This is a genomic window from Hufsiella arboris, from assembly GCF_009834875.1.
In the GTDB taxonomy this organism is placed as follows: Bacteria; Bacteroidota; Bacteroidia; order Sphingobacteriales; family Sphingobacteriaceae; genus Hufsiella_A; species Hufsiella_A arboris.
The window spans coordinates 29,575-53,681 of sequence record NZ_WVHT01000013.1; the positions used below are offsets into that span (position 1 = coordinate 29,575).

The window sequence follows — 24,107 nt, forward strand, 5'->3', positions numbered from 1 at the left end:
GTGAATTAAACCCTGCCGCGAGGCGGGTTTTTTTGTTTTACACGTTTCCTGCACATTTTTTATGTATTCACGATTTCTTCATAAAGCCATTTTAATTTTGCTTACCACCCGCTGTGTGCTTGGTTAACTTAACGTAATCTTAGCATTGTCAGATTCTTACCATTTCGTTAAAAATGCATGAATGGTAATCATTTGTTAACATTGTCTTAATATCTCCGCCTCAATTTTGTGCCATCAATAAGCACGAAATGAAAATTGTCAGATTTTTACTTATCACATTTATAAGCCTCGGCAGTTATGCTGGTTTATATGCACAGGTTACTACATCCCAGATAAGCGGGAAAGTAATCGATGCTAAAGGCGAGGCATTACCAGGAGTATCAGTAAGCGTAGTCAATACGTCAACTGGTACCAAATACGGCGCATCCACCAATGCTGACGGACGTTACACACTCACCAACATTAATCCTGGTGGCCCTTACACCATTACAGTTACTTATGTTGGTTTTACAAAACAGGAGTCCAATGATGTTAACCTTGGCTTAGGAAGCACCACGCTTAACTTCGCTATGCAGCAGGAAGCTACCGCTTTGAAAGAAGTTGTTGTTAGTGGTGCTAACCGTACGGCAAGACGCAACGGAGCGGGTACCAATATCAGCCAGGCGCAGATTAAAACGCTGCCATCATTAAGCAGAAGCTTGCAGGATTTAACACGCGTAACTCCCCAAAGCAATAACAATTCTTTTTTAGGAACCAACTTCCGTTATAATAACGTAACGCTTGATGGCGCCATAAATAATGACGCGATCGGTTTTAGTCCATCGCAGGGAGGACAGACCAATACCTCCGGCCAGCCAGGCAGCAGTACCCGTACAAGCCCCGTTTCATTGGATGCAATTCAGGATATCCAGGTTTACCTTGCTCCCTACGATGTGAAGATCGGGAATTTTACAGGAGGTAGTATCAATGCCGTGACACGCAGCGGTACCAACAAAGTAAGCGGATCCGTTTACGGTTTTGGGCGTAACTCTTCATTTATTGGACCCAATAATGCCGGCGACGGATCAAAAGAACCTAAAGGCTTTCATGAGTATCAAACCGGTGTCCGTTTAGGATTTCCTATTATAAAAGATAAATTATTCTTCTTTACAAACGAAGAAATTACCCGTCGTAACGACCCGATAATACTTGGTGCCGGCTCGCCCGACATTTCCAAAGTGATCGATTTGGCAAGCGCGCAAAAAATCAGCGACAGGTTGAGCAGCGTTTATGGAATTGACGCGGGTACTTATAATAACTACAAGATATTTTCGAACTCCAATAAATTCTTTAACCGTTTAGACTGGAATATCAACGATAAAAACCAGTTATCTATCCGGAATAATACCATCACTTCAGAAGCTACCAACCTGGAGCGTGACCAGCAGAACTTCCGTTTCGGAGGGATTGATTACAAGCAAACCAACAATCAATCATCCACAGTTGCTGAATTGAAATCGAGAGTTTCGAATAACCTGTCGAACAGTTTTATCGCGGGGTACTCCGATATTCACGATTATCGTGATCCATTATCCAACGCCGCGGTTCCTCAACTCCAGATCACCGGCTTAACATCCGGAACAACGATTTTCGCCGGAACAGACCGCGAGGCTAGTATCTTCAACATGAAGCAAAAAACGCTTGAGTTTACCGATAACCTGACATGGACAAAAGGAAATCATACGTTTACTTTCGGTACACACAACGAGCTTTACAACATTACTTACGGTTTTGTCAACTCGTGGAACGGTCGCGTGGATTATGCTTCCATTGCTGACTTCCTTAATAACAATCCAAGCCGCGTTCGTACCAATTATAACTATTCAAATAACTCACGCGATAATATCATGAGTAATCCGCCAGCGGAGTTTAAAGTGAATATGTACAGCTTATATGCGCAGGATGATATTCAGATCGGCGATAAGTTGAAACTATCTCCCGGTATTCGTTTTGATTTGGCTGACCTGCCGAACATGCAGCCTTTAAGCGATAAAACTATAAATGCGCCGGTTGATCCCAATTACGGAACTACCTATACCTACACTCAACCGAAAAATATTAAGAATGATTTTTTTGGAAAAGTTCAGGTGTCGCCGCGCTTAGGATTTAATTACGACGTCAAAGGCGACCAAAGTGTGATCCTTCGCGGAGGAACCGGGTTATTTACCGGCCGGATTCCTTTTGCCTGGTTAGGATATGCTTATTATAACAATGGCGTAACCTACGGAGCTTATGACAACCGCTCGTCTTCGAAACCATTTGCCCCAGGTTCTGATCCTATCAGTGATGGATTAACTGGAAATGGCGAGGCTGGCTTTGTTGCTGAGCAAGGCGTCAATACCAGCGATGCCAAAGGAGCTACCCAGGTGGATTTGATCGATAATAATTTCAAAATGCCGCAAGCCTGGAGAAGCAGTCTTGGCCTGGATTATACCACATCAAATCAATGGAAATTTACGGTAGAAGGAATTTATACTAAAGTTATTAAAGACCTTCAGTTCCAGCAGGTAAATTACGTCGATAATCCCACTTACTTCGCTTACGATACACAACATCAGCAGCCAATTTATTCAGGAAGCAAAATCAATCCTTTGTACACAAATGCTTACCTGCTTTCAAATACTGATAAAGGGTACCGTTATAGTATCACTGGCCAGGTTAGCCGCTCATTTCCTTTCGGTTTAGGTTTCATGGCCGCTTATACCTACGGACAATCGAAGGATATCACAAATGGTATTCGTAACTCGATGGAATCAAACTGGCAATTGAACCAGGCCCTGAATCCAAACAGTCCGCAGCTTACATACTCCAACTTCGATGTGCGCAACCGGATCGTATCGTCTGTTAACTACCGACTTAACTGGAATAAGAAAAATAAATACATTTCTAACTTCTCGTTATTTGTTAGTGCACAGTCTGGCGCGCCGTTTTCATATGGTTTCGTAAATGCTACGATCGACGGAACTGGTCAGCAGGTTAGTTTGGTTTACATACCAAACGCGGGAGAAACTTCAAAATTCTTCGCTGATATTCCCGGCGGAAAAACTGCGGTTCAACAAGCCTCAGAGTTTGATAACTATATCAACAACAATAAATACCTGAACGGTAGAAGAGGGGATTTCACCGAGCGTAACGGCGGTCGCACGCCATGGAACACTCAGGCAGATTTCCGTTTCTCCCAGGATTTCGTTATCAATAAGAAACATACCGTTACTTTTACATACGATATCGTTAACCTTACAAACCTGTTAAATAAGGATTGGGGTATTCAATATTTCTCTCCAAACACCTTTAACTCAATGGCTGGTGTTGGTTTGAAACAAACGACTGTTAAAAATGCAGCGGGAGCAACTGTTCCGTTAGTAGTAAACGGATATCCGGCTTATACGTGGTCAGATCCGGGAACTCCTTACTCAAAAGATTTCTTTGCATCACGTTATCAGATGCAACTGGGATTAAGGTATTCGTTCTAATAGCGGATATTGTATAATAAATAAACGAACAAAGGCCGGGATTTCCTGGCCTTTGTTCGTTTACGTAATTTGTTGTACTTATAGCGTATCTATTTCTTAGATAGAGTAATTCGTTTTGAAAGCAGTGTTCTTCCGTTGTAGTATCCGATAGTCCCGTTTTTCGCTTTTACTCCTCACTCATCCGCACTTCTCCAATTCTTCGTTCCGGGGTAACCGCTTCAACCGGGTTATAGTACACAGGGCAAACTTCCATAGTAACGCAAGCCTGTGCAAAGCACATTTCGACTCTGCTCAACGTGGTATTTTTAATGATTTAATTGCAGTTTGTAGCAGTTCATACAGCAATGGCCTGATGCTTGACTTTTTGGTACCGGTGCTATAGAATGCGGACATTGCAAGCTAAACCCGGGCAAAGCGGATACCGGCCAATGCGGTTAAGGCCTTGTGGCGTATTAGCGTAGCACGGGACGAAAGGACGAAAGGATTACTGGCATTGCTTTTCAAATAACTGCACAGTTATGTTATGAATTGCGCCAATTTTATTGACATCTCAACTTAATAGCATTGACTCACGTCTACGCGTTGTAAGTGCAGAGCAGGAGGAAAGACGAGATGTAAAGCACAATCATTTCAAAAACCTAAATATCACATCTAGACAGGTTGTGAAATAGTAGCCTATATTTGACAGATATGCATGTTACAAATACTAATCGTGACTATACAAGCATCAAAAATTCTTGCTTAACTTCTCAATCATTTCCGCCGGAATCTTTTCTACATCGACGATCAAAAAGCCATCAAGGCAATCAGCGAATTTCGGGTCTATATTGAAGCTGATAATCCGGGCATTTAAATTCATATATTGGCGAAGCAATACCGGAACTTTCATATGTGACGTTTCGATTTCGGAAATAAGTTTGTCAAGGTCTTTGAACGATTCTGTATCGTCAAGCAGAATATCGGCGTTGATGCTGGCGAAATCAACCTTGAATTTCTTTTTAGGTTTTATGTACTGGGCTTTCTCGTGATCAAACCAGTTTCTGGTGATGTAATCCACAATAATTGATTTGGATAGTTGTGAGAAGCGATTACTGATGCTAACAGGGCCGATCATGTAGCGATACCGTGGGTTGTCAATCAGGTACTTGCAAATTGCTTTCCACATTAAAAATAGCGGAAGCGGTTTGTTTTGATACTCTTTACGAATCCAGGAGCGGCCCATCTCGAGACAGCTGCGAAGAACCGGGAAAAACTGTTCCTTTATCTTAAACAGTTCGGAGATGTAAAAGCCCCGTTTTCCCATACTGTAAAAAATCTCGTCTCCTTTACCTATGCGGTAACCGCCCACAAGCATTTCGGCTTCCTTATCCCAGATGAAAAGGTGATTGTAGTAAATGTCATACTCATCGAGGTCGATCGCCTTATTGGTGCCTTCGCCCACTTCACGGAACGTCACTTCACGTAACCGTCCTATTTCTTTAATTGTATTGGGAATTTTAGAAGTTGGTACGATATATACTTCGTAATTCTTCTCATCCCATATTTTATAATTTTCCAGCTGGGCAACTTCTGAAACCAGGGCATCCGGTTTTACAGGAGGAACAATTCTTTCGGGATATTTTTTAATCTTAAAAAGATTACTCGGACTGAATAATTTCTTTTCGTTTTCAAGTCCGGCGCCCAGTGCATAGGTTTTAGCACGCAGGTAATTCAGTAAATTATTAGTGTTGTTGTGGTTTGGGACATCTTCAATGTTAATCGGCTTGCCAATTCGCAGTTTGATAGTATGTCCCTGTTTGTTAAATAGTTCGGAAGGAAGTTTTGCTGTCCGCAGAGTCGGATGAATCAGGCTAAGCAGGTTAAAAAGTAATCCGTTATTTCCATGGAAGTAAATAGGAATTACGGGAACCTTGGCTTTCGCAATAATTTTACCAACAACGGGATGCCATAACTTGTCGGTTACTTGCTGGCTCTCGATTTTAAAGGTCGACACTTCGCCGGCAGGGAATATACCGATTGGTGTTCCATCTCTTAACAATTCCAGGGTAGTTTTTATTCCACTGATGCTCGAAGAATGGTCTATATTTTCAAACGGGTTTACTGCAATGAAATAATCGCTGAGGTTTGGAATCTTCTTTAAAATGAAGTTTGCCATGAGTTTGGCATCCGGCCTTTTTTCCAGTAAAATTCGGAGCAGCACCAAACCTTCTATTCCGCCGTACGGATGATTTGCAATGGCTATAAAAGCTCCGTCCTTTGGCAAATTTTCTAGTTCTTCTTTGTTGTATTCAACTTTGACGCCGAATACCTGCAGGATTTTATCCACAAACGCGGTACCCTCAAGATGCTGAGCCTTAGAAAAAGCTTCATTTACATCATTGATTTTCATGATCTCCATCAGGAAGGACGCAAGTCCGGGCATCCGTAGCTTATCGATTTTGGTGGCTTTGGCAAATTCCTCTTTAGTAATTATCTTCATACAATTTCCTTGCTTCCTGCTATTGAAAAAGCTCCAAATTTCTAAAAATATCCTTTAAATTTAGAATAAAAAACTTCGCTTTGATTAAACGATACCTAAAATCTTATTTCGGATTTACAAAAAAAGAGTTAAACGGGCTGATGGTGCTCAGTTTACTGTTACTATTTATATTGATTGTTCCTTCTATTTATCAGGCATTTCTGCCAAAGCGTATTGATCAATCGATTACTTTTCAGAAACAGGTCGATGAATTTATCGCGTCGGCCGAAACGAAACGCTCAACTTACAGACAGGTAAAAGATAAGCTTGAAGATGCGGAACTGGAGCCCGACTACTTTATGTTCGATCCAAATAAGCTTTCTGAAAGTGAATGGCTCAGGCTTGGCCTCCGCAGCCGACAAGCCAAAGTGATCCTAAATTATGTAAGCAAAGGCGGGCATTTTCATAAAAAAGAAGACCTGCAAAAAATCTACTCTATAACACCGGAAGATTATCAAAGGCTCGCGCCATATATCCAGCTGCCGAACGGTGATGAGAAATTTCAAAAGTTTAGTGAAACCAAAGCAGTTTATGTAAAGAAAGTAAAAGCCGCCATTTATATTGATTTGAATCAAGCAGATTCTGCAGAACTTGAAACCGTCGACGGAATAGGGCCGGCATTTGCTCTGCGAATTATTAAATACAGGGATCGCCTGGGTGGATTCGTCAGTAAAGACCAGTTACGAGAAGTATTTGGCATTGATTCGGCAAAGTTCCGGCAGATCGTTCCTCAAACTTTTGTCGGCAGCAGCCAGGTGAAAAAAATTAACATCAATACCGCTACGTTTGACGATTTGAAACAGCATCCCTACCTTACATATAAGCAAATGAATGCCATTGTAAAATACCGTAAACAACATGGAAATTTTAATGGCGCGGATGATCTGAAAAATATCGCGATTTTAAACAACGACGTTATTGAGCGTATCAAACCATACCTCGAGTTTTAACAAGCTCCTTAATTGAAATTTTTATTTTTAATGTGTTAAAAATCACTATCTTTGTCGTCCTAACTGAAAGGAGGTATTACAGAGTTATGATTATTATCAACGTAAAAGAAGGCGAATCATTGGACAAAGCGTTAAAACGCTTCAAAAAGAAATTCGAAAAAACAGGTGTTTTAAGAGAGTTACGCAGTCGTCAGGCTTTTGAGAAAAAATCTGTAGCACGTCGCAATGTTGTGAAAAAAGCGATTTATAAACAAGGCCTTAATCAGGAAACTGTTTAATTACAATATTCACCAAACTATATCGAAACTATTTGTATATTCAATTTTGGATATATAAATAGTTTTTGATGTTTATAGAGCGTTTTCTCCAGTATCTCCAATACGAAAAAAGGGTTTCTGTTCATACCTTAAACGCTTATAAAAATGATCTCGATCAGTTCAGTACATTCTTAGAACAGAGCGAATTATTAATTCCCGAAGTGCAACATCAGCATATACGCAGCTGGCTGGTTGAACTGCTTGAAAATGGCAGAGAGGCGAAAACTATTAATCGCAAACTTTCCGCTCTGCGTTCCCTTTATAAGTTTCTTCTTCGTGAAAGTTTGATCGACAATGACCCCTTAGTATTGGTCGTGCCACCCAAAATTCCAAAGAAATTGCCAACTTTTGTGGAAGAGACTAAGCTCGTTCAATTATTAGATAACAAAATTGATGATCCGCAGACACTGGAAAAAGCATTTACGGACGATTTCTTTGGATTACGAGACAAGCTGGTTATTGAAATACTTTTTGGAACCGGAATTCGCCTTGCGGAGCTTGTCAACCTCAAGCAAACTGACATCGACTATCAGGGCAACGTGCTCAAAGTTTTGGGTAAGCGTAATAAGGAAAGGATTGTTCCGATTAACTTTTCTCTGAAACAACTTTTAACAGAATATCAGGAATTAAAAAAAAATCAAAGTTTTGATAACAAATCGTTAACGTTGATCGTTACAAATTCAGGATATCCTGTATATCCAAAGTTTATTTATAGGACCGTTAATAGATACCTGGAAATGATATCTACTCAAAAGAAAAAAAGTCCCCATGTGCTCAGGCACTCATTTGCTACCAGTTTATTAAATGACGGAGCCGATATAAATTCCATTAAAGAACTTCTGGGCCATTCAAATCTTGCGGCTACGCAGATCTATACCCACAATTCCGTTGAGCGATTAAAATTAATTTATAAACAAGCCCATCCAAAGGCTTAAAAATGGAGGTTAACATGAAAATTAGTGTTCAATCAATTCACTTTAATGCTGATAGGAAACTATTGGATTTTATTCAGAAAAAAGTCGACAAGTTAGACCTGTTCTTTGACCACATCATTAGTGGTGAAGTTTATTTAAAACTCGAAAATACAGGAGATGAATCTAACAAGATAACGGAGATCAAGTTAACGCTCCCAGGTCAACAGCTTTTTACCAAAGAGCAATGTAAAAGTTTTGAAGAGGCTACCGATCTTGCGATTGAATCGCTGCGCAAGCAGGTAGATAAGCACAAAACGAAAGTTCGTTCGAAAGTAAGTAATCACAAAGAAATACTTGTAGAAAACGAAAATATTATCTAAAATACTCATTATCATATCGCTAAATTCGACTGCCGGAAAGCAGTCGAATTTTTTTTGAAAAAAATTTTGCAGAGGTATTAATTTTTGTAGATTTGCAGTCCCTTACGGAAGGGTGCTATACAAGCAAAAATAAATCCGTATTGTTCTTTTAAACTATTGTAAAGTAATAAAACATAAGCCTCCTTAGCTCAGCTGGTAGAGCAACTGACTTGTAATCAGTAGGTCATTGGTTCGATCCCGATAGGAGGCTCTTTTTGATTTTAGATTGAAGATTTTTTTGATTTACGGTTTAAATCGTAAATCTGAAATTATAAATCTCTGATCATTGGGGGGATACCAGAGCGGTCAAATGGGACGGACTGTAAATCCGTTGCTTCGGCTACGAAGGTTCGAATCCTTCTCCCCCCACAATATTGATTTTAGATTAATGATTACTATTGATTGTCGTATCGCTTGTAATTCAAAAATCATAAATCTGAATACAGAAGCGGAAGTAGCTCAGTTGGTAGAGCGATAGCCTTCCAAGCTATAGGTCGCGAGTTCGAACCTCGTCTTCCGCTCAATGAGCTAATCGTAGTTAATGGCAAAGGAAACTTAGCTGTTAACTGTTTAGCGTTAAAAGCCGAAGTAGCTCAGCGGTAGAGCACTTCCTTGGTAAGGAAGAGGTCGTGGGTTCAAGTCCCATCTTTGGCTCAGGTTGCATTTAATTCAAACAATAAATATAAATAACCTACTAATAAGTATAAAAAAATGGCAAAAGAAAAATTTGACCGCAGTAAGCCGCACTTAAACATCGGTACTATCGGTCACGTTGACCACGGTAAAACAACTTTAACTGCCGCTATTACAAAAGTATTGGCTGATGCAGGTTTATCTGAAGCTCGTTCTTTCGATTCAATCGACTCAGCTCCTGAAGAAAAAGAAAGAGGTATCACTATTAATACAGCACACGTTGAGTACTCAACTGCTAACCGTCACTATGCTCACGTTGACTGTCCAGGTCACGCTGACTATGTGAAGAACATGGTTACAGGTGCTGCTCAAATGGATGGTGCTATCCTTGTAGTTGCTTCTACGGATGGTCCGATGCCACAAACTCGCGAGCACATCCTTTTGGCTCGTCAGGTAGGTGTACCAGCGCTTGTTGTTTTCATGAACAAAGTGGATATGGTTGACGATCCGGAATTATTGGAACTTGTTGAAATGGAAATCCGTGAATTATTATCATTCTACGAATTCCCAGGCGATGATATTCCAGTAGTACAAGGTTCAGCACTTGGTGGTTTGAACGGAGATGCTAAATGGGTTGGAAAAATCATGGAGCTAATGGATGCTGTAGATAACTACATTCCAATTCCTCCACGTTTGACTGAGCTTCCATTCTTGATGCCAGTTGAGGACGTATTCTCAATCACTGGTCGTGGTACAGTAGCAACTGGCCGTATCGAGCGTGGTGTAATCAACTCAGGTGAGCCGGTTGAAATCCTTGGTATGGGTGCTGAGAACTTGAAATCAACTGTAACAGGTGTTGAGATGTTTCGTAAGATCCTTGACAGAGGTGAAGCAGGTGACAACGTAGGTTTATTGTTACGTGGTATTGAGAAAACTGATATCCGTCGTGGTATGGTTATCTGTAAACCAGGTTCAGTAACTCCTCACACAGATTTCAAAGCTGAGGTTTACGTATTGTCAAAAGCAGAAGGTGGCCGTCACACTCCATTCTTCAACAAATACCGCCCGCAATTCTATTTCCGTACTACAGACGTAACTGGTGAAATTTCACTAGCTGAAGGTGTAGAAATGGTTATGCCTGGTGATAACGTTACAATCACTGTTAAGTTGATCAACGCTATCGCGATGGAAAAAGGTCTTCGTTTCGCTATCCGTGAAGGTGGCAGAACCGTAGGTGCTGGTCAGGTAACTGAAATTTTAAAATAATTCTAGCCTTTTAGGATAGAAAAGTATACTCAAAGTACTCAGATTTATTTCTGGGTACTTTGTTATCTAAAAACACACGGGAATAGTTCAACGGTAGAATAGAGGTCTCCAAAACCTTTGATCAGGGTTCGAATCCTTGTTCCCGTGCTTATAAGCTGAAATAAATGGCGAACGTAACTGAATTTATAAAAGAATCATATATTGAAATGACCCAGAAGGTTACATGGCCTACCTGGAGAGAATTGCAAAATTCTGCTGTTATTGTTTTAGTTGCTTCTATCATTATTGCTTTGATAGTATTAGCGATGGACCGTTCTGCCGGCGGATTACTCGAGCTGTTCTATAAATCACTTGCTTAAACTGAAAAGGAAATGAGTGATCAATTGAAATGGTATGTCGTTCGTGCAGTAAGCGGTAAAGAAAAAAAAGTAAAGCAATACCTGGAAGCTGAGATTAACCGTCTTGGCATTTCGCATATGATACCGCAAGTATTAATTCCTATGGAAAAATACTATCAGATGCGTGATGGAAAAAAAATTGCCAAAGAGCGTAACTACTATCCTGGTTATGTATTAATTGAGGCTGCATTGGACGGTGAATTAGAACACATCATTAAAAATGTAAACAGTGTTATCGGCTTTTTAGGAGATAAAGGCGGAAATGCCGTGCCTATGCGTGCTGCAGAAGTGAATCGTATCCTCGGTAAAGTGGATGAGATGAGCGAGCAGGGCGAAATGATGAACGTTCCATATTATGTTGGCGAAAACGTCAAGGTAATGGATGGGCCGTTCAACGGATTTACTGGCGTAATTGAAGAAGTGAACGAAGAGAAAAAGAAGTTGAAAGTGATGGTCAAGATCTTCGGGCGCCGTACTCCTCTGGAGTTAAATTACATGCAGGTAGAAAAAGAATAATAAAATATGGATTGGTTATGACGATATATTGCTGTTATAACCCGATCTTTGCAAACTATTTGAATGCGAGTGTAAGGTAAAAAAGTTTTTTTAAATCTTCAATCAAGTTCAAAAAAATCTTAAATGTTACATAGCTTCCAACTTACTAACATTGAGTAATAAATAAAGTAAATTAAAATGGCAAAAGAAGTCAGTGCGTTAGTAAAATTACAAGTTAAGGGTGGCGCTGCAAATCCATCACCTCCGGTAGGACCTGCATTGGGTGCTAAAGGGGTGAATATTATGGAGTTTTGCAAGCAATTCAATGCACGTACCCAAGACAAGCCAGGTAAAGTATTGCCAGTTGTAATCACTGTTTATGCCGATAAGTCATTTGACTTTATTATCAAAACTCCACCAGTTGCCATCCAGCTTTTAGAAGCTACAGGTATTAAAAGTGGATCAGCAGAGCCAAACCGTAAAAAAGTTGCCAGTGTAAACTGGGAGCAGGTTGAAACTATTGCAAAAGATAAAATGGTTGACTTAAATGCATTTACTGTAGAATCAGCGATGAAAATGGTTGCTGGTACAGCTCGCAGTATGGGGATAACCGTTAGCGGTTCAGCTCCCTGGAATAATTAATTAACACAAAATCAGTTTAAGAAGTGGCTAGATTAACAAAAAATCAAAAAACGGCACATTCAAAACTTGAGGCTGGTAAAGCATATTCTTTGCAGGACGCTACTGCTCTTGTAAAAGAAATCACAACCACCAAATTCGATGCATCAGTTGATATTGATGTTCGTTTAGGTGTTGATCCGCGTAAAGCCAATCAAATGGTACGTGGTATTGCAACATTACCTCATGGAACCGGTAAAACTGTACGTGTTTTAGCTTTAGTAACTCCTGATAAGGAAGAAGAAGCTAAGGCAGCAGGCGCAGATTTTGTTGGTTTAGATGAATATATTGCTAAGATAGAAGGTGGCTGGACTGACGTTGACATCATTATTACTATGCCTAGTGTTATGGCTAAAGTAGGTAAACTCGGACGTATTTTAGGTCCTCGTAACCTTATGCCAAACCCTAAATCAGGAACTGTAACTACCGAAGTTGGTAAAGCAGTAACTGATGTAAAAGGCGGTAAGATCGATTTCAAGGTTGACAAAACCGGTATCATCCATGCTTCTATAGGAAAGGTATCATTTGATGCAAATAAAATTTATGAGAATGCGTTAGAAGTAATTCAAACGATCTCTAAATTAAAGCCATCAGCTGCGAAAGGAACTTATTTCAAGAGCATTCATGTTTCTTCGACAATGAGTCCGGGAATTGAAATTGAAACTAAATCAGTAGCGGGGATCTAATCATGAATAGAGAAGAAAAACAAGAGATTGTTCAAAGCTTAACTGAGCAGATCAAAGAGTACGGTAATTTTTATATTACTGATACTTCCAATCTAACTGTTGCTAAGATCAATGAAATCCGTCGCAAATTTTTCGAAAAGGATATCAAGATCCAGGTTGCTAAAAATACCCTTATTACTAAGGCGTTAGAAGCAGCAGGAGTTGATTCAGGAGAACTTAAAGAAGCCCTAAAAGGTTCATCAACTATTCTATTTTCAACGGTAGCTAATGCACCTGCTAAAGTTATCAAAGAACTTAGAAAAGGTAGTGATAAGCCGGTTCTTAAAGGTGCCTACATTGATTCAGCCGTATTTATCGGCGACAAGCAATTAGATGCTCTGGCTACTCTGAAATCGAAAGAAGAGCTCGTTGGCGATATTATCGCATTACTGCAATCTCCAGCTAAAAACGTTATTTCCGGACTTAAGTCAGGTGGTAGCAAAATCGCAGGAATTGTTAAAACATTACAAGAAAGAGGTTAATCGAACGCCTGAAAGTTTCGAACATTTAAAAATTAGTAATTTTTCAAAAACAAAATACAATGGCAGATTTAAAAGCGTTTGCTGAGCAGTTAGTAAACTTAACAGTAAAAGAAGTTAACGAGTTAGCTCAAATCTTAAAAGACGAGTATGGTATTGAGCCTGCTGCTGCTGCAGTTGCAGTTGCTGGTCCGGCTGCTGGTGGTGATGCACCTGCTGCTGCTGAAGAGAAAACTTCTTTCGATGTTATTCTGAAAGAAGCTGGAGGCCAAAAATTAGCAGTTGTTAAATTGGTTAAAGATTTAACTGGTCTAGGTTTGAAAGAAGCAAAAGATCTAGTTGACGGAGCACCAAAAGAATTGAAAGCTGGTGTTGCTAAAGACGAAGCTGAAGCTTTGAAGAAACAATTAGAAGAAGCAGGAGCTGTTGTTGAAATTAAATAATTCCAACATATCTTATTAATGGTTTTAGACTCCGGTTTTCACCGGGGTCTATTGCCATTTGTATATACCCGTTATTGTTTGACTTTACAATCCGCCAGCCGGCAGAAAAAAAGTCGCAGTTTATTTTTTAAACTAAAATCTCAAATCCCTTGGCAAACAACAATATGCGCAACGAAAGAGTAAACTTTGCAACCAGCAAAAAGGTTATCGACTATCCGGATTTTCTGGATGTGCAATTAGAATCTTTCAGGGAGTTTTTCCAGTTAGAAACAACTTCTGACAACCGCCATCAGGAAGGGCTGTTCAAGGTTTTTTCTGAAAACTTTCCGATTTCAGACTCACGCAACATTTTTGTTCTTGAGTTCCTTGATTATTTTATTGATCCGCCACGTTACGACATTCAGGAATGTATTGAGCGTGGTTTAACTTACAGTGTGCCTCTAAAGGCTAAGCTTCGTCTTTCATGTAATGACGAGGAACACGAAGATTTTGAAACAATTGTTCAGGATGTTTATTTGGGAACTATCCCTTATATGACGCCAAAAGGAACATTTGTTGTAAACGGTGCGGAACGTGTTATTGTGTCACAATTACACCGCTCACCGGGTGTGTTTTTCGGCCAAAGCCGCCACACAAACGGAACGAAATTGTATTCTGCCCGTGTAATTCCTTTTAAAGGATCATGGATCGAGTTTGCTACAGACGTTAACAACGTGATGTACGCTTACATCGACCGTAAGAAAAAATTCCCGGTAACTACTTTACTGCGTGCCATCGGCTACGATTCAGACAAGGACATTCTTGAACTATTCGAATTGGCTGATGAAGTAAAAGTGAGCAAATCTGGCTTGAAGAAATTCACCGGCCGTAAGCTTGCTGCGAGAGTATTGAAGAAGTGGGTGGAGGATTTTGTCGATGAAGATACCGGTGAGGTAGTTTCAATTGACCGTAACGAGATTATTCTTGAGCGTGAAACTATTCTTGAAGATGATCACATCGATATGATTGTTGACGCAGGTGTTAAAACCATCATCTTGACTAAAGAAGATGCATCTAACAATGCTGATTACTCAATCATCTATAATACATTACAAAAAGATACTTCAAACTCTGAGAAAGAAGCGGTAGAGCATATCTATCGTCAATTACGTAACGCTGAACCACCTGATGAAGAAACAGCTCGTGGTATCATTGATCGTTTATTCTTCTCGGATAAAAGATATGATTTGGGAGATGTTGGTCGTTACCGCATCAACCGTAAATTAAAGCTGGATACACCTGATGAAACTAAGGTGTTAACTAAGCAGGATATTATCGCTATCGTTAAATATCTGATCAAACTGATCAACTCGAAAGCGGAAGTGGATGATATCGATCACTTATCAAATCGTCGTGTTCGTACGGTTGGTGAGCAGTTGTATGCACAGTTCGGTGTTGGTTTGGCTCGTATGGCACGTACTATTCGTGAACGTATGAACATCCGCGACAATGAGGTGTTTACTCCAACTGATTTGATCAACGCACGTACACTATCATCGGTGATCAACTCATTCTTTGGAACAAACCAGTTGTCACAGTTCATGGATCAAACAAATCCGCTTGCAGAGATCACTCACAAGCGTCGTTTGTCAGCTTTAGGCCCAGGCGGTCTATCTCGTGAGCGTGCAGGTTTCGAGGTTCGTGACGTTCACTATACGCATTACGGTCGTTTGTGTACAATCGAAACTCCGGAAGGACCGAACATTGGTTTGATTTCGTCACTTTGCGTTCATGCGAAGATCAATAACTTAGGTTTCATTGAAACTCCTTATCGTAAGGTCGACAATGGTCGTGTTGTTGTTGAAGAACCGGTAATTTATTTATCTGCTGAAGATGAAGACGGTAAAACGATCGCTCAGGCAAATGCATCGTATGATGATAAAGGTAACTTTGAGACACCGCGTGTAAAAGCACGTTTTGAAGGTGACTTCCCGGTTATCGAGCCTGAAAAACTTGATCTTATGGACGTTGCTCCAAACCAGATCACCTCGATTGCGGCTTCATTGATTCCGTTCCTTGAGCATGATGATGCTAACCGTGCTTTGATGGGATCGAATATGCAGCGCCAGGCAGTGCCGTTATTACGCCCTGAAGCTCCTATTGTTGGAACTGGCTTAGAAGGCCGCGTTGCACGTGACTCACGTACGCTTATTAACGCTGAAGGAAATGGTGTTGTTGAATACGTAGATGCTAATGAGATCAAGATCCGTTACGAACGTAATGAGGATGATGTTCTTGTATCGTTCGAAGGTGAAGTTAAATCATACCGCTTAACTAAGTTCAAGAAAACAAATCAAAGCACTTGTATTAACCTTAAGCCAATTGTAATAAAAGGCCAGAAAGTTGAAAAAGGCCAGGTGCTTTGTGAAGGATATGCAACACAGGACGGAGAATTAGCTTTGGGACGTAACCTGAAAGTAGCATTCATGCCTTGGCAAGGATTCAACTTTGAGGATGCGATCGTAATTTCGGAGCGTGTGGTTTCTCAGGACATCTTTACATCTCTTCACATCGAGGAGTTTGAATTAGAAGTTCGTGATACAAAACGCGGCGAAGAGGAATTGACACCAGATATTCCAAACGTTTCAGAAGAGGCTACGAAAGATCTTGACGAGAACGGAATTATCCGTGTTGGTGCCGAAGTTAAAGAAGGCGACATCCTGATCGGTAAGATCACACCAAAAGGCGAATCTGATCCTTCACCGGAAGAAAAACTTTTACGTGCAATCTTTGGTGACAAAGCAGGTGACGTAAAAGATGCATCTTTAAAAACTCCGCCATCAATTAGTGGTGTAGTTATCGATACTAAATTATTCTCACGTGCTAAGAAAACTTCAAAAGCTGAAGAAAAGGCAGCCTTAGATAAGTTGGACAATGGCCACGAAAGAGTGATTAAACAACTTAAAGAAGGGTTACTTGATAAGTTGTTCACCATTGTAAATGGTAAAACTTCTCAGGGAGTTTATAATGTATACAAAGAGCTTTTAGTTCCAAAAGGAGTTAAGTTCACACAAAAGATCCTCGCTGATCTTGAGTTTGCCAACATCAATCCAACAAAATGGACAACTGATGATGACAAGAACGAACTGATCAAAATGACTCTTCACAATTATAACATTAAGCTTAACGAAGAGCTTGGTGCTTACAAACGTGATAAGTTTGCAATCAGCGTTGGTGATGAGCTTCCATCGGGAATCGTTCAGATGGCTAAAGTTTATATTGCTAAAAAACGTAAGCTGAAAGTAGGTGATAAGATGGCCGGCCGTCACGGTAACAAAGGTATCGTAGCACGTATCGTACGTGATGAAGATATGCCTTTCCTTGAAGATGGAACACCGGTTGATATTGTGTTGAACCCACTGGGTGTACCTTCACGTATGAACCTTGGACAGATCTACGAAACAGTTTTAGGCTGGGCAGGAAAAGAACTTGGAATGAAGTTCGCTACGCCAATTTTTGACGGTGCATCACATGCGGAAGTTGAAGAGTGGGTTGCTAAGGCAGGTGTGCCGACTTCAGGCAGGACTTACCTGCACAACGGCTTAACTGGTGAGCGCTTTGACCAGCCAACTACAGTAGGTATTATTTACATGCTGAAACTTGGTCACATGGTTGATGATAAGATGCACGCCCGTTCAATCGGACCATACTCATTGATTACTCAACAGCCGTTGGGTGGTAAAGCTCAGTTTGGTGGTCAGCGTTTTGGTGAGATGGAGGTTTGGGCTCTTGAGGCATTCGGTGCTTCAAATATCCTTCAGGAGATTCTGACAGTTAAGTCGGATGATGTTGTAGGCCGTGCTAAAACTTACGAAGCCATTGTTAAAGGTGAAAATCTGCCAACGCCGTCAGTTCCTGAATCATTCAATGTATTGGTTCATGAATTAAGAGGATTAGGTTTAGATATTACGTTAGACTAAATAAGCCGAAAGCTAAAAGACTAAAGCAAAAAGCCTTAGTCTTTCAGCTTTCAGCTTTAATCTTAAAAAAGCTATGTCTTACAAGAAAGATAATAAAATCAAAAGTAACTTCACGTCGATTACGATCAGTTTAGCGTCTCCTGAGTCAATTCTTGAGCGTTCAAGCGGTGAAGTTTTAAAGCCAGAAACCATTAATTACCGTACCTACAAACCGGAGCGTGATGGTTTATTCTGCGAACGTATTTTTGGTCCGGTAAAAGATTACGAATGCCATTGCGGTAAATACAAACGTATCCGTTATAAAGGTATTGTTTGTGATCGTTGTGGTGTTGAGGTTACTGAAAAGAAAGTACGCCGTGAGCGTATGGGACACATCAGTTTGGTGGTTCCTGTTGCGCATATCTGGTATTTCCGTTCATTGCCAAATAAAATAGGTTATTTGCTAGGCCTTCCTACCAAAAAACTTGATTTAATCATTTACTATGAGCGTTATGTAGTTATTCAGCCGGGTATTAAAGAAGCTGACGGAATTTCAAAAATGGACTTCCTGACAGAAGAAGAATACCTTGACATTTTGGATACCCTTCCAAAAGAAAATCAATATTTAGACGATAAAGATCCTCAGAAATTCGTTGCAAAAATGGGTGCTGAGGCTTTAGAAGAGTTATTGAAGCGTATTGACCTGGATCAGCAATCTTATGATTTACGTCACCAGGCTGCAAATGAAACTTCTCAGCAACGTAAAAACGAAGCGTTAAAACGCCTTCAGGTTGTTGAAGCTTTCCGTGGTTCACGTGATCGTATCGAGAATAATCCAGAGTGGATGATCGTTAAGATCGTTCCGGTTATTCCGCCAGAATTACGTCCTTTAGTTCCATTGGAAGGTGGCCGTTTCGCAACTTCCGATTTGAATGATTTATATCGTCGCGTAATTATCCGTAACAACCGTTTAAAACGTTTAATCGAGATCAAAGCGCCGGAAGTAATCTTACGTAATGAAAAACGTATGCTTCAGGAAGCTGTTGATTCGCTTTTTGATAATTCACGTAAAGTTAACGCCGTTAAAACTGAAGGTAACCGTGCGCTTAAATCTCTTTCAGATATCCTGAAAGGTAAGCAAGGTCGTTTCCGTCAAAACTTATTGGGTAAACGTGTAGATTATTCGGCACGTTCAGTAATTGTTGTTGGACCGAACCTGAAATTACATGAGTGCGGTTTGCCGAAAGATATGGCTGCTGAACTTTTTAAACCGTTCATCATTCGTAAAATGATTGAAAGAGGTGTTGTGAAAACAGTTAAGTCTGCGAAAAAAATTGTAGACCGAAAAGACCCATTAGTTTGGGATATTCTGGAAAACGTATTAAAAGGACACCCTGTGTTGTTAAACCGGGCGCCAACGCTTCACCGTTTAGGTATACAAGCTTTTCAGCCAAAATTGGTTGAGGGTAAAGCGATCCAGCTTCACCCATTGGTTTGTACCGCGTTCAACGCCGACTTTGACGGTGACCAGATGGCGGTTCACTTACCTTTAGGTAACGCTGCGATTCTGGAAGCGCAAATGTTGATGCTTGCATCTCACAACATTTTGAACCCTGCGAACGGAACGCCGATCACGGTTCCATCTCAGGACATGGTTTTAGGTCTTTATTATATCACTAAAGGCCGTAAAACTGATGAAGGACGTGTTGTAAAGGGTGAAGGACAAATTTTCTATTCGCCGGAAGAAGTAATCATTGGTTACAATGAGAAACGCGTAGATCTTCACGCCTTCATTAAGGTGAAAACCAACGTGAAAGAGAAAGACGGGGCGATCGTTAATAAAATCATAGATACAACGGTAGGGCGTGTGTTATTCAATCAGCATGTTCCTGAAGAAGTTGGATATATCAACGAGCTTCTGACTAAAAAGTCGCTTCGTGATATTATCGGTGAAGTTGTGAAGATTACCGGTATGGCCCGTGCTGCGCAGTTCCTTGATGATATTAAGGAATTAGGATTCCAAATGGCATTCCGCGGCGGACTTTCGTTTAACTTGCTGGATCTAAATATCCCTGAAGCGAAAGTAAAACTAATCGAGCAGGCGTCTAAGGAAGTTGAAGAAGTTATGGGTAACTATAACATGGGCTTCATTACCAACAACGAGCGTTATAATCAGATTATCGATATCTGGACACGTATCAACAATCGCTTAACTGCGAATGTAATGGAGATATTGTCTACAGACAATCAAGGCTTCAACTCGGTGTATATGATGCTTGATTCCGGAGCCCGTGGTTCTAAAGAGCAGATTCGTCAGCTTTGCGGAATGCGTGGTTTGATGGCTAAGCCTCAGAAATCTGGCTCAGGTGGTGAAATTATCGAAAACCCGATTCTTTCTAACTTTAAGGAAGGGTTATCAGTACTCGAATACTTTATTTCTACCCACGGTGCTCGTAAAGGTTTGGCGGATACGGCGTTGAAAACAGCGGATGCTGGTTACCTGACCCGTCGTTTACATGACGTGGCCCAGGATATGATCGTTGGAGAAACCGATTGCGGTACATTACGCGGAATTTATACAACTGCTCTTAAAGACAACGAAGACATCGTTGAGCCTTTATATGAGCGTATCTTAGGCAGAACATCACTTCATGATGTATTCGATCCGTTAACTGGTGAGTTACTGGTTGCCGCTGGTCAGGATATCGAAGAGGATGTTGCCCGCAATATTGAAAACTCTCCGTTAGAAGGTATTGAAATTCGTTCGGTATTAACATGTGAGAGCAAACGTGGAGTTTGTGCATTGTGCTACGGACGTAACCTTGCAACAGGTAAACGCGTTCAGGCCGGAGAAGCCGTCGGTGTAATTGCCGCACAGTCAATTGGTGAGCCTGGTACACAGTTAACACTTCGTACATTCCACGTGGGTGGTACTGCATCGAACATCGCTGCTGAATCACAAATTACAGCGAAATTCGACGGTGTTATTGAGTTTGAAAATATCCGTACGGTTCCTTTTGAAACTGAAGAAGGTCCGGTTGAGGTTGTTTTAGGTCGTTCAGGTGAGTTCAGGATCATTGAGCCAGGAACTAACCGCGTGATTATGACCAATAACATTCCTTATGGTGCATACCTGTATGTTAAGGAAGGTGCTCAGATTGTCAAAGGAGATAAGATTTGTAGCTGGGATCCATACAATGCGGTTATCATTTCTGAATTCGGTGGTAAAGCAGATTTCGAAGCGATCATTGAAGGAGTTACCTTCCGTGAAGAATCGGATGAACAAACCGGTCACCGTGAAAAAGTTATTATCGATACCCGTGATAAAACAAAAAACCCTGTTATCCGCATCGTAGATAAAAAGGGCGACTTTATTAAGGGCTATAACATCCCGGTAGGAGCTCACATTGCGGTTGATGAAGGTGAAGCGGTTAAATCCGGAGCTGTTATCGCAAAAATTCCTCGTTCGACAGGTAAAACCCGTGACATCACCGGTGGTCTGCCTCGTGTGACTGAGTTGTTTGAGGCTCGTAACCCATCGAATCCAGCAGTTGTTACTGAGATCGACGGCGTCGTGACTCTTGGTGGTATCAAACGCGGTAACCGTGAAATTTCTATCGAGTCAAAAGATGGTCAGGTTAAAAAATATCTTGTACCGTTGTCTAAACACATCCTTGTACAGGATAACGACTTTATAAAAGCTGGTATGCCATTGTCTGATGGATCTATATCGCCTGCCGATATATTGGCGATTAAAGGTCCAGCGGCAGTACAGGAATATCTTGTTAACGGTATCCAGGAAGTTTATCGTTTGCAGGGTGTGAAGATCAATGACAAACACTTCGAAGTGATTGTTCACCAAATGATGCAGAAAGTTATGATCGAAGATCCGGGAGATACACGTTTCCTTGAGAAAGATTCTGTTGACCGTTGGGATTTCATGCTTGAAAACGACGATATTTTTGACAAGAAAGTTGTAACTGATCCCGGTGATTCAACAACGTTGAAAGCAGGACAAATCGTTTCTGTTCGTAAATTAAGGGACGAAAATTCTGTGCTAAAACGTAAGGATATGAAACTTGCAGAAGCTCGTGACGCTGTTGCAGCAACTTCAAGCCCTATTTTACAAGGTATTACACGTGCGTCGTTAGGAACAAAATCATTCATCTCGGCAGCTTCCTTCCAGGAAACTACTAAAGTTTTGAATGAGGCTGCAATTAGCGGTAAGCGTGATAACTTGTTAGGATTGAAGGAAAATGTAATCGTTGGTCACTTAATTCCATCGGGTACAGGTTTGCGTAATTACGAGCGTATCATTGTTGGCTCGCAAGAAGAATATGATAAACTACTTGCATCTAAACAAGAAGAAGTAGAAGCATAATCTTTAAGGTCTACTATTTGAAAGTCCCTGCTCATAAGGCAGGGACTTTTTTGTTTAGCTTTATACTTGTATCTTCTTCTCTATGAATGTATTAGAAATACAACTATTTCAAAACACTTAAAACAAAATCAGGCGAGAGAGAAGCTGAAGTACTAGTAACCGCTTTTAAATCGGAAGCCAAGACAGAGTTTTATAACTGGCGGGATATTCTAACAACAAAAAAAGGTTTTGTCACCGTGAAGGCAGATCTTATGAAATCTATATATTGTTGGTTTAATTCAATTTAGCGATTGCTGGTTCGGTGTTGGCAACTTTCAATTTTATGTTGAAATAATATATTAATAAATTCAGATTTAAGTCCTCTCTAATCAAGAGGACTTTTTATTTTTACACAATGGAAGATCAAAATAAGGACAACCAGTTAAATATTGAACTGAACGAGGAAACTGCAGAGGGAATCTATTCCAACCTTGCGATTATAACACATTCAAACACAGAATTTGTGCTTGACTTTATAAGAGTAATGCCCGGTATACCCAAAGCAAGGGTTAAATCCAGGATTATTTTAACGCCGGAGCATGCTAAGCGGCTGGTGCATGCACTTGAAGATAATATTTCAAAATTTGAAGCAATAAATGGACGTATCAAAACTCAGGAAGAGCCTCCCGGCTTTCCTATGAACTTCGGCGGGCCGACGGCACAAGCGTAAATTTACTTGTGAAAAATTAACCAATTATTTTCTCATTTTATAAAATAAATACTATGTTAGCATAGTATTATATGGCGTTTGCCATTACTAACCAATCTTTTTAATTATGCGTAAAATTTTATTAGGCATTCTCATGTCATTGCCGGTATTGGTATTTGGACAGGGATTTCAAGTCAATCTGCAGGGGCAGAAACAAACCGCAATGGGAGGTGCAGGAACAGGTCTCGCTATCGATGAAGCGTCATTGTTTTTTAACCCTGGTGCTGTAAGTATGTTAGAAAAAAACGGTGTTCAGGTTGGCGCTAACCTGGTTTTCCTGAAATCTGCGTTTTTACAGACAGGGTCATCGACGGTAGAGTATAATAAGAGCGAAGTGGCGCCGCCTTTTCAGGGGTATGCTGTTTTCGGATCTGACAAGATAAAGTTTGGTATCGCTGCTTATACCCCTTTCGGTGGATTAATGAAATGGGATGACAACTGGTCAGGCAAATATTCTGTTACGTCGTTGAATCTAAAAGCCATATATGTTCAACCAACTGTAAGTGTTAAACTCACAGATTATCTGGGTTTAGGCGGTGGTTTAGTGTACACGTATGGAGATGTTAATCTTCAGCGTGGTGTGCCTTTGTCGAATTCAGCCGGGGAGAGTGGAAAAGCAACACTTGATGGTCATGGAAACGGATGGGGATGGAACGCGGGAATTTACCTGAAAGCCATCACCGGCGTAACTATTGGTATTTCACACCGTTCGAAAGTTGATGTCAAAGTTAAAGATGGCGACGCGGTATTTGAATTACCAGCCTCGTTAGGCCCGTATCCAACTAGTTTTAGTTCACAGTTAGCCTTACCAGCGACAACGACATTAGGTTTCGGTATCTATCCCTCTAAAAAAACGACAATTGCTTTTGATGCAAACTGGGTTCAATGGCACGTATATAGAAACTTAGCATTTGCTTACTCGCCGACAGGGACACGTATACCAAATACTAATTCGCCACGTAATTACAAAGATGCTGCGGCACTTCGTTTAGGTATACAAAATCAGACAACCTCGTCATTAACCTTAAGAGCTGGAATTGGCTATGCCTGGTCGCCGGTGGTGGATGGCTATGTAACGCCAGAGGTGCCTGATGCGGATAGGTTGATGTTAAGTGCTGGTTTAGGATACAATGTTACACCTAAATTCAGTGTTGACGCTTCGTTCCTTTTTGAGGGCTTGAAAGATCGCACTCAAACAAATATCGAAACAGGGTTGTCAGGTAAGTTTGCTTCCGATGTATACGTTCCGGGTATTTCTTTATCGTACAAGTGGTAGGATTTAATACGAAATAA

The 24,107-nt window shown here is 40.7% G+C and carries 18 protein-coding genes and 5 tRNA genes; 21 read left to right on the top strand and 2 right to left on the bottom strand.

Annotation, left to right across the window (positions count from 1 at the left end; all coding sequences use genetic code 11):
* Nucleotides 1–248 precede the first annotated feature (248 nt).
* The gene (locus GS399_RS19120) at nucleotides 249–3,512 is read left to right on the top strand and encodes a TonB-dependent receptor (RefSeq protein WP_160846269.1); all 3,264 of its coding nucleotides are present in this window, start codon (nucleotides 249–251) and stop codon (nucleotides 3,510–3,512) included.
* Between the two features lie 166 nt (nucleotides 3,513–3,678).
* Here the strand turns inward: GS399_RS19120 and GS399_RS21020 are convergent, their stop codons facing one another.
* Together GS399_RS21020 and GS399_RS19125 are read right to left on the bottom strand one after the other, a co-directional pair.
* Nucleotides 3,679–3,807 (bottom strand): hypothetical protein, encoded by a 129-nt coding sequence (locus GS399_RS21020; protein ID WP_255491731.1) that lies wholly within the window; start codon nucleotides 3,805–3,807, stop codon nucleotides 3,679–3,681.
* Nucleotides 3,808–4,239: 432 nt separating this feature from the next.
* Complete coding sequence (locus tag GS399_RS19125; RefSeq protein ID WP_160846270.1) at nucleotides 4,240–5,991, bottom strand: bifunctional lysophospholipid acyltransferase family protein/GNAT family N-acetyltransferase; 1,752 nt, start codon at nucleotides 5,989–5,991, stop codon at nucleotides 4,240–4,242.
* An 80-nt stretch (nucleotides 5,992–6,071) separates the two neighbouring features.
* Here GS399_RS19125 and GS399_RS19130 point away from each other — a divergent pair, with 80 nt between their 5' ends.
* The 20 genes from GS399_RS19130 (at nucleotide 6,072) to GS399_RS19225 (ending at nucleotide 24,090) form a co-directional block, all read left to right on the top strand.
* Nucleotides 6,072–6,980: a ComEA family DNA-binding protein gene (locus tag GS399_RS19130; protein ID WP_160846271.1), complete on the top strand. Its 909-nt coding sequence runs from the start codon at nucleotides 6,072–6,074 to the stop codon at nucleotides 6,978–6,980.
* Between the two features lie 86 nt (nucleotides 6,981–7,066).
* Nucleotides 7,067–7,258 (top strand): 30S ribosomal protein S21, encoded by a 192-nt coding sequence (rpsU, locus tag GS399_RS19135; RefSeq protein WP_160846272.1) that lies wholly within the window; start codon nucleotides 7,067–7,069, stop codon nucleotides 7,256–7,258.
* A 68-nt stretch (nucleotides 7,259–7,326) separates the two neighbouring features.
* Nucleotides 7,327–8,232 (top strand): tyrosine-type recombinase/integrase, encoded by a 906-nt coding sequence (locus GS399_RS19140; RefSeq protein ID WP_160846273.1) that lies wholly within the window; start codon nucleotides 7,327–7,329, stop codon nucleotides 8,230–8,232.
* Between the two features lie 14 nt (nucleotides 8,233–8,246).
* A complete protein-coding gene (hpf, locus tag GS399_RS19145) occupies nucleotides 8,247–8,591 on the top strand; it encodes a ribosome hibernation-promoting factor, HPF/YfiA family (RefSeq protein WP_160846274.1) in 345 nt (114 codons plus the stop codon).
* Between the two features lie 177 nt (nucleotides 8,592–8,768).
* Nucleotides 8,769–8,841: transfer RNA gene (locus GS399_RS19150), tRNA-Thr, on the top strand.
* A 77-nt stretch (nucleotides 8,842–8,918) separates the two neighbouring features.
* Nucleotides 8,919–8,999, top strand: a tRNA-Tyr gene (locus tag GS399_RS19155).
* A gap of 79 nt (nucleotides 9,000–9,078) precedes the next feature.
* Nucleotides 9,079–9,151 (top strand) — tRNA-Gly (locus GS399_RS19160).
* Nucleotides 9,152–9,212: 61 nt separating this feature from the next.
* A tRNA-Thr gene (locus GS399_RS19165) sits at nucleotides 9,213–9,284 on the top strand.
* Between the two features lie 57 nt (nucleotides 9,285–9,341).
* The gene (gene tuf, locus GS399_RS19170; RefSeq protein ID WP_160846275.1) at nucleotides 9,342–10,529 is read left to right on the top strand and encodes an elongation factor Tu; all 1,188 of its coding nucleotides are present in this window, start codon (nucleotides 9,342–9,344) and stop codon (nucleotides 10,527–10,529) included.
* A 76-nt stretch (nucleotides 10,530–10,605) separates the two neighbouring features.
* A tRNA-Trp gene (locus GS399_RS19175) sits at nucleotides 10,606–10,676 on the top strand.
* Nucleotides 10,677–10,693: 17 nt separating this feature from the next.
* On the top strand, nucleotides 10,694–10,888 hold the full coding sequence (gene secE, locus GS399_RS19180; protein ID WP_160846276.1) for a preprotein translocase subunit SecE: 195 nt from the start codon (nucleotides 10,694–10,696) through the stop codon (nucleotides 10,886–10,888).
* Nucleotides 10,889–10,900: 12 nt separating this feature from the next.
* Nucleotides 10,901–11,443, top strand: coding sequence for a transcription termination/antitermination protein NusG (gene nusG, locus GS399_RS19185; protein ID WP_160846277.1), 543 nt, complete (start codon nucleotides 10,901–10,903; stop codon nucleotides 11,441–11,443).
* Nucleotides 11,444–11,620: 177 nt separating this feature from the next.
* Nucleotides 11,621–12,064 carry a 50S ribosomal protein L11 gene (gene rplK / locus GS399_RS19190; RefSeq protein WP_160846278.1) on the top strand — a complete coding sequence of 148 codons (444 nt, stop codon included), beginning with the start codon at nucleotides 11,621–11,623 and terminating at the stop codon, nucleotides 12,062–12,064.
* 23 nt (nucleotides 12,065–12,087) lie between these two features.
* On the top strand, nucleotides 12,088–12,786 hold the full coding sequence (rplA, locus tag GS399_RS19195; RefSeq protein ID WP_160846279.1) for a 50S ribosomal protein L1: 699 nt from the start codon (nucleotides 12,088–12,090) through the stop codon (nucleotides 12,784–12,786).
* Nucleotides 12,787–12,788: 2 nt separating this feature from the next.
* Nucleotides 12,789–13,307, top strand: a complete 519-nt coding sequence (gene rplJ, locus GS399_RS19200; protein WP_160846280.1) for a 50S ribosomal protein L10 — start codon at nucleotides 12,789–12,791, stop codon at nucleotides 13,305–13,307.
* A 59-nt stretch (nucleotides 13,308–13,366) separates the two neighbouring features.
* On the top strand, nucleotides 13,367–13,747 hold the full coding sequence (gene rplL, locus GS399_RS19205) for a 50S ribosomal protein L7/L12 (RefSeq protein WP_130856890.1): 381 nt from the start codon (nucleotides 13,367–13,369) through the stop codon (nucleotides 13,745–13,747).
* Nucleotides 13,748–13,911: 164 nt separating this feature from the next.
* The gene (gene rpoB, locus GS399_RS19210; RefSeq protein ID WP_439649254.1) at nucleotides 13,912–17,706 is read left to right on the top strand and encodes a DNA-directed RNA polymerase subunit beta; all 3,795 of its coding nucleotides are present in this window, start codon (nucleotides 13,912–13,914) and stop codon (nucleotides 17,704–17,706) included.
* A gap of 73 nt (nucleotides 17,707–17,779) precedes the next feature.
* Entirely contained in the window at nucleotides 17,780–22,066 is a 4,287-nt protein-coding gene (gene rpoC / locus GS399_RS19215; RefSeq protein WP_160846282.1) for a DNA-directed RNA polymerase subunit beta', read from the top strand.
* A gap of 394 nt (nucleotides 22,067–22,460) precedes the next feature.
* A complete protein-coding gene (locus GS399_RS19220) occupies nucleotides 22,461–22,775 on the top strand; it encodes a DUF3467 domain-containing protein (protein ID WP_160846283.1) in 315 nt (104 codons plus the stop codon).
* Nucleotides 22,776–22,881: 106 nt separating this feature from the next.
* Nucleotides 22,882–24,090: an OmpP1/FadL family transporter gene (locus GS399_RS19225; protein ID WP_160846284.1), complete on the top strand. Its 1,209-nt coding sequence runs from the start codon at nucleotides 22,882–22,884 to the stop codon at nucleotides 24,088–24,090.
* The last annotated feature ends 17 nt before the right edge of the window (nucleotides 24,091–24,107 follow it).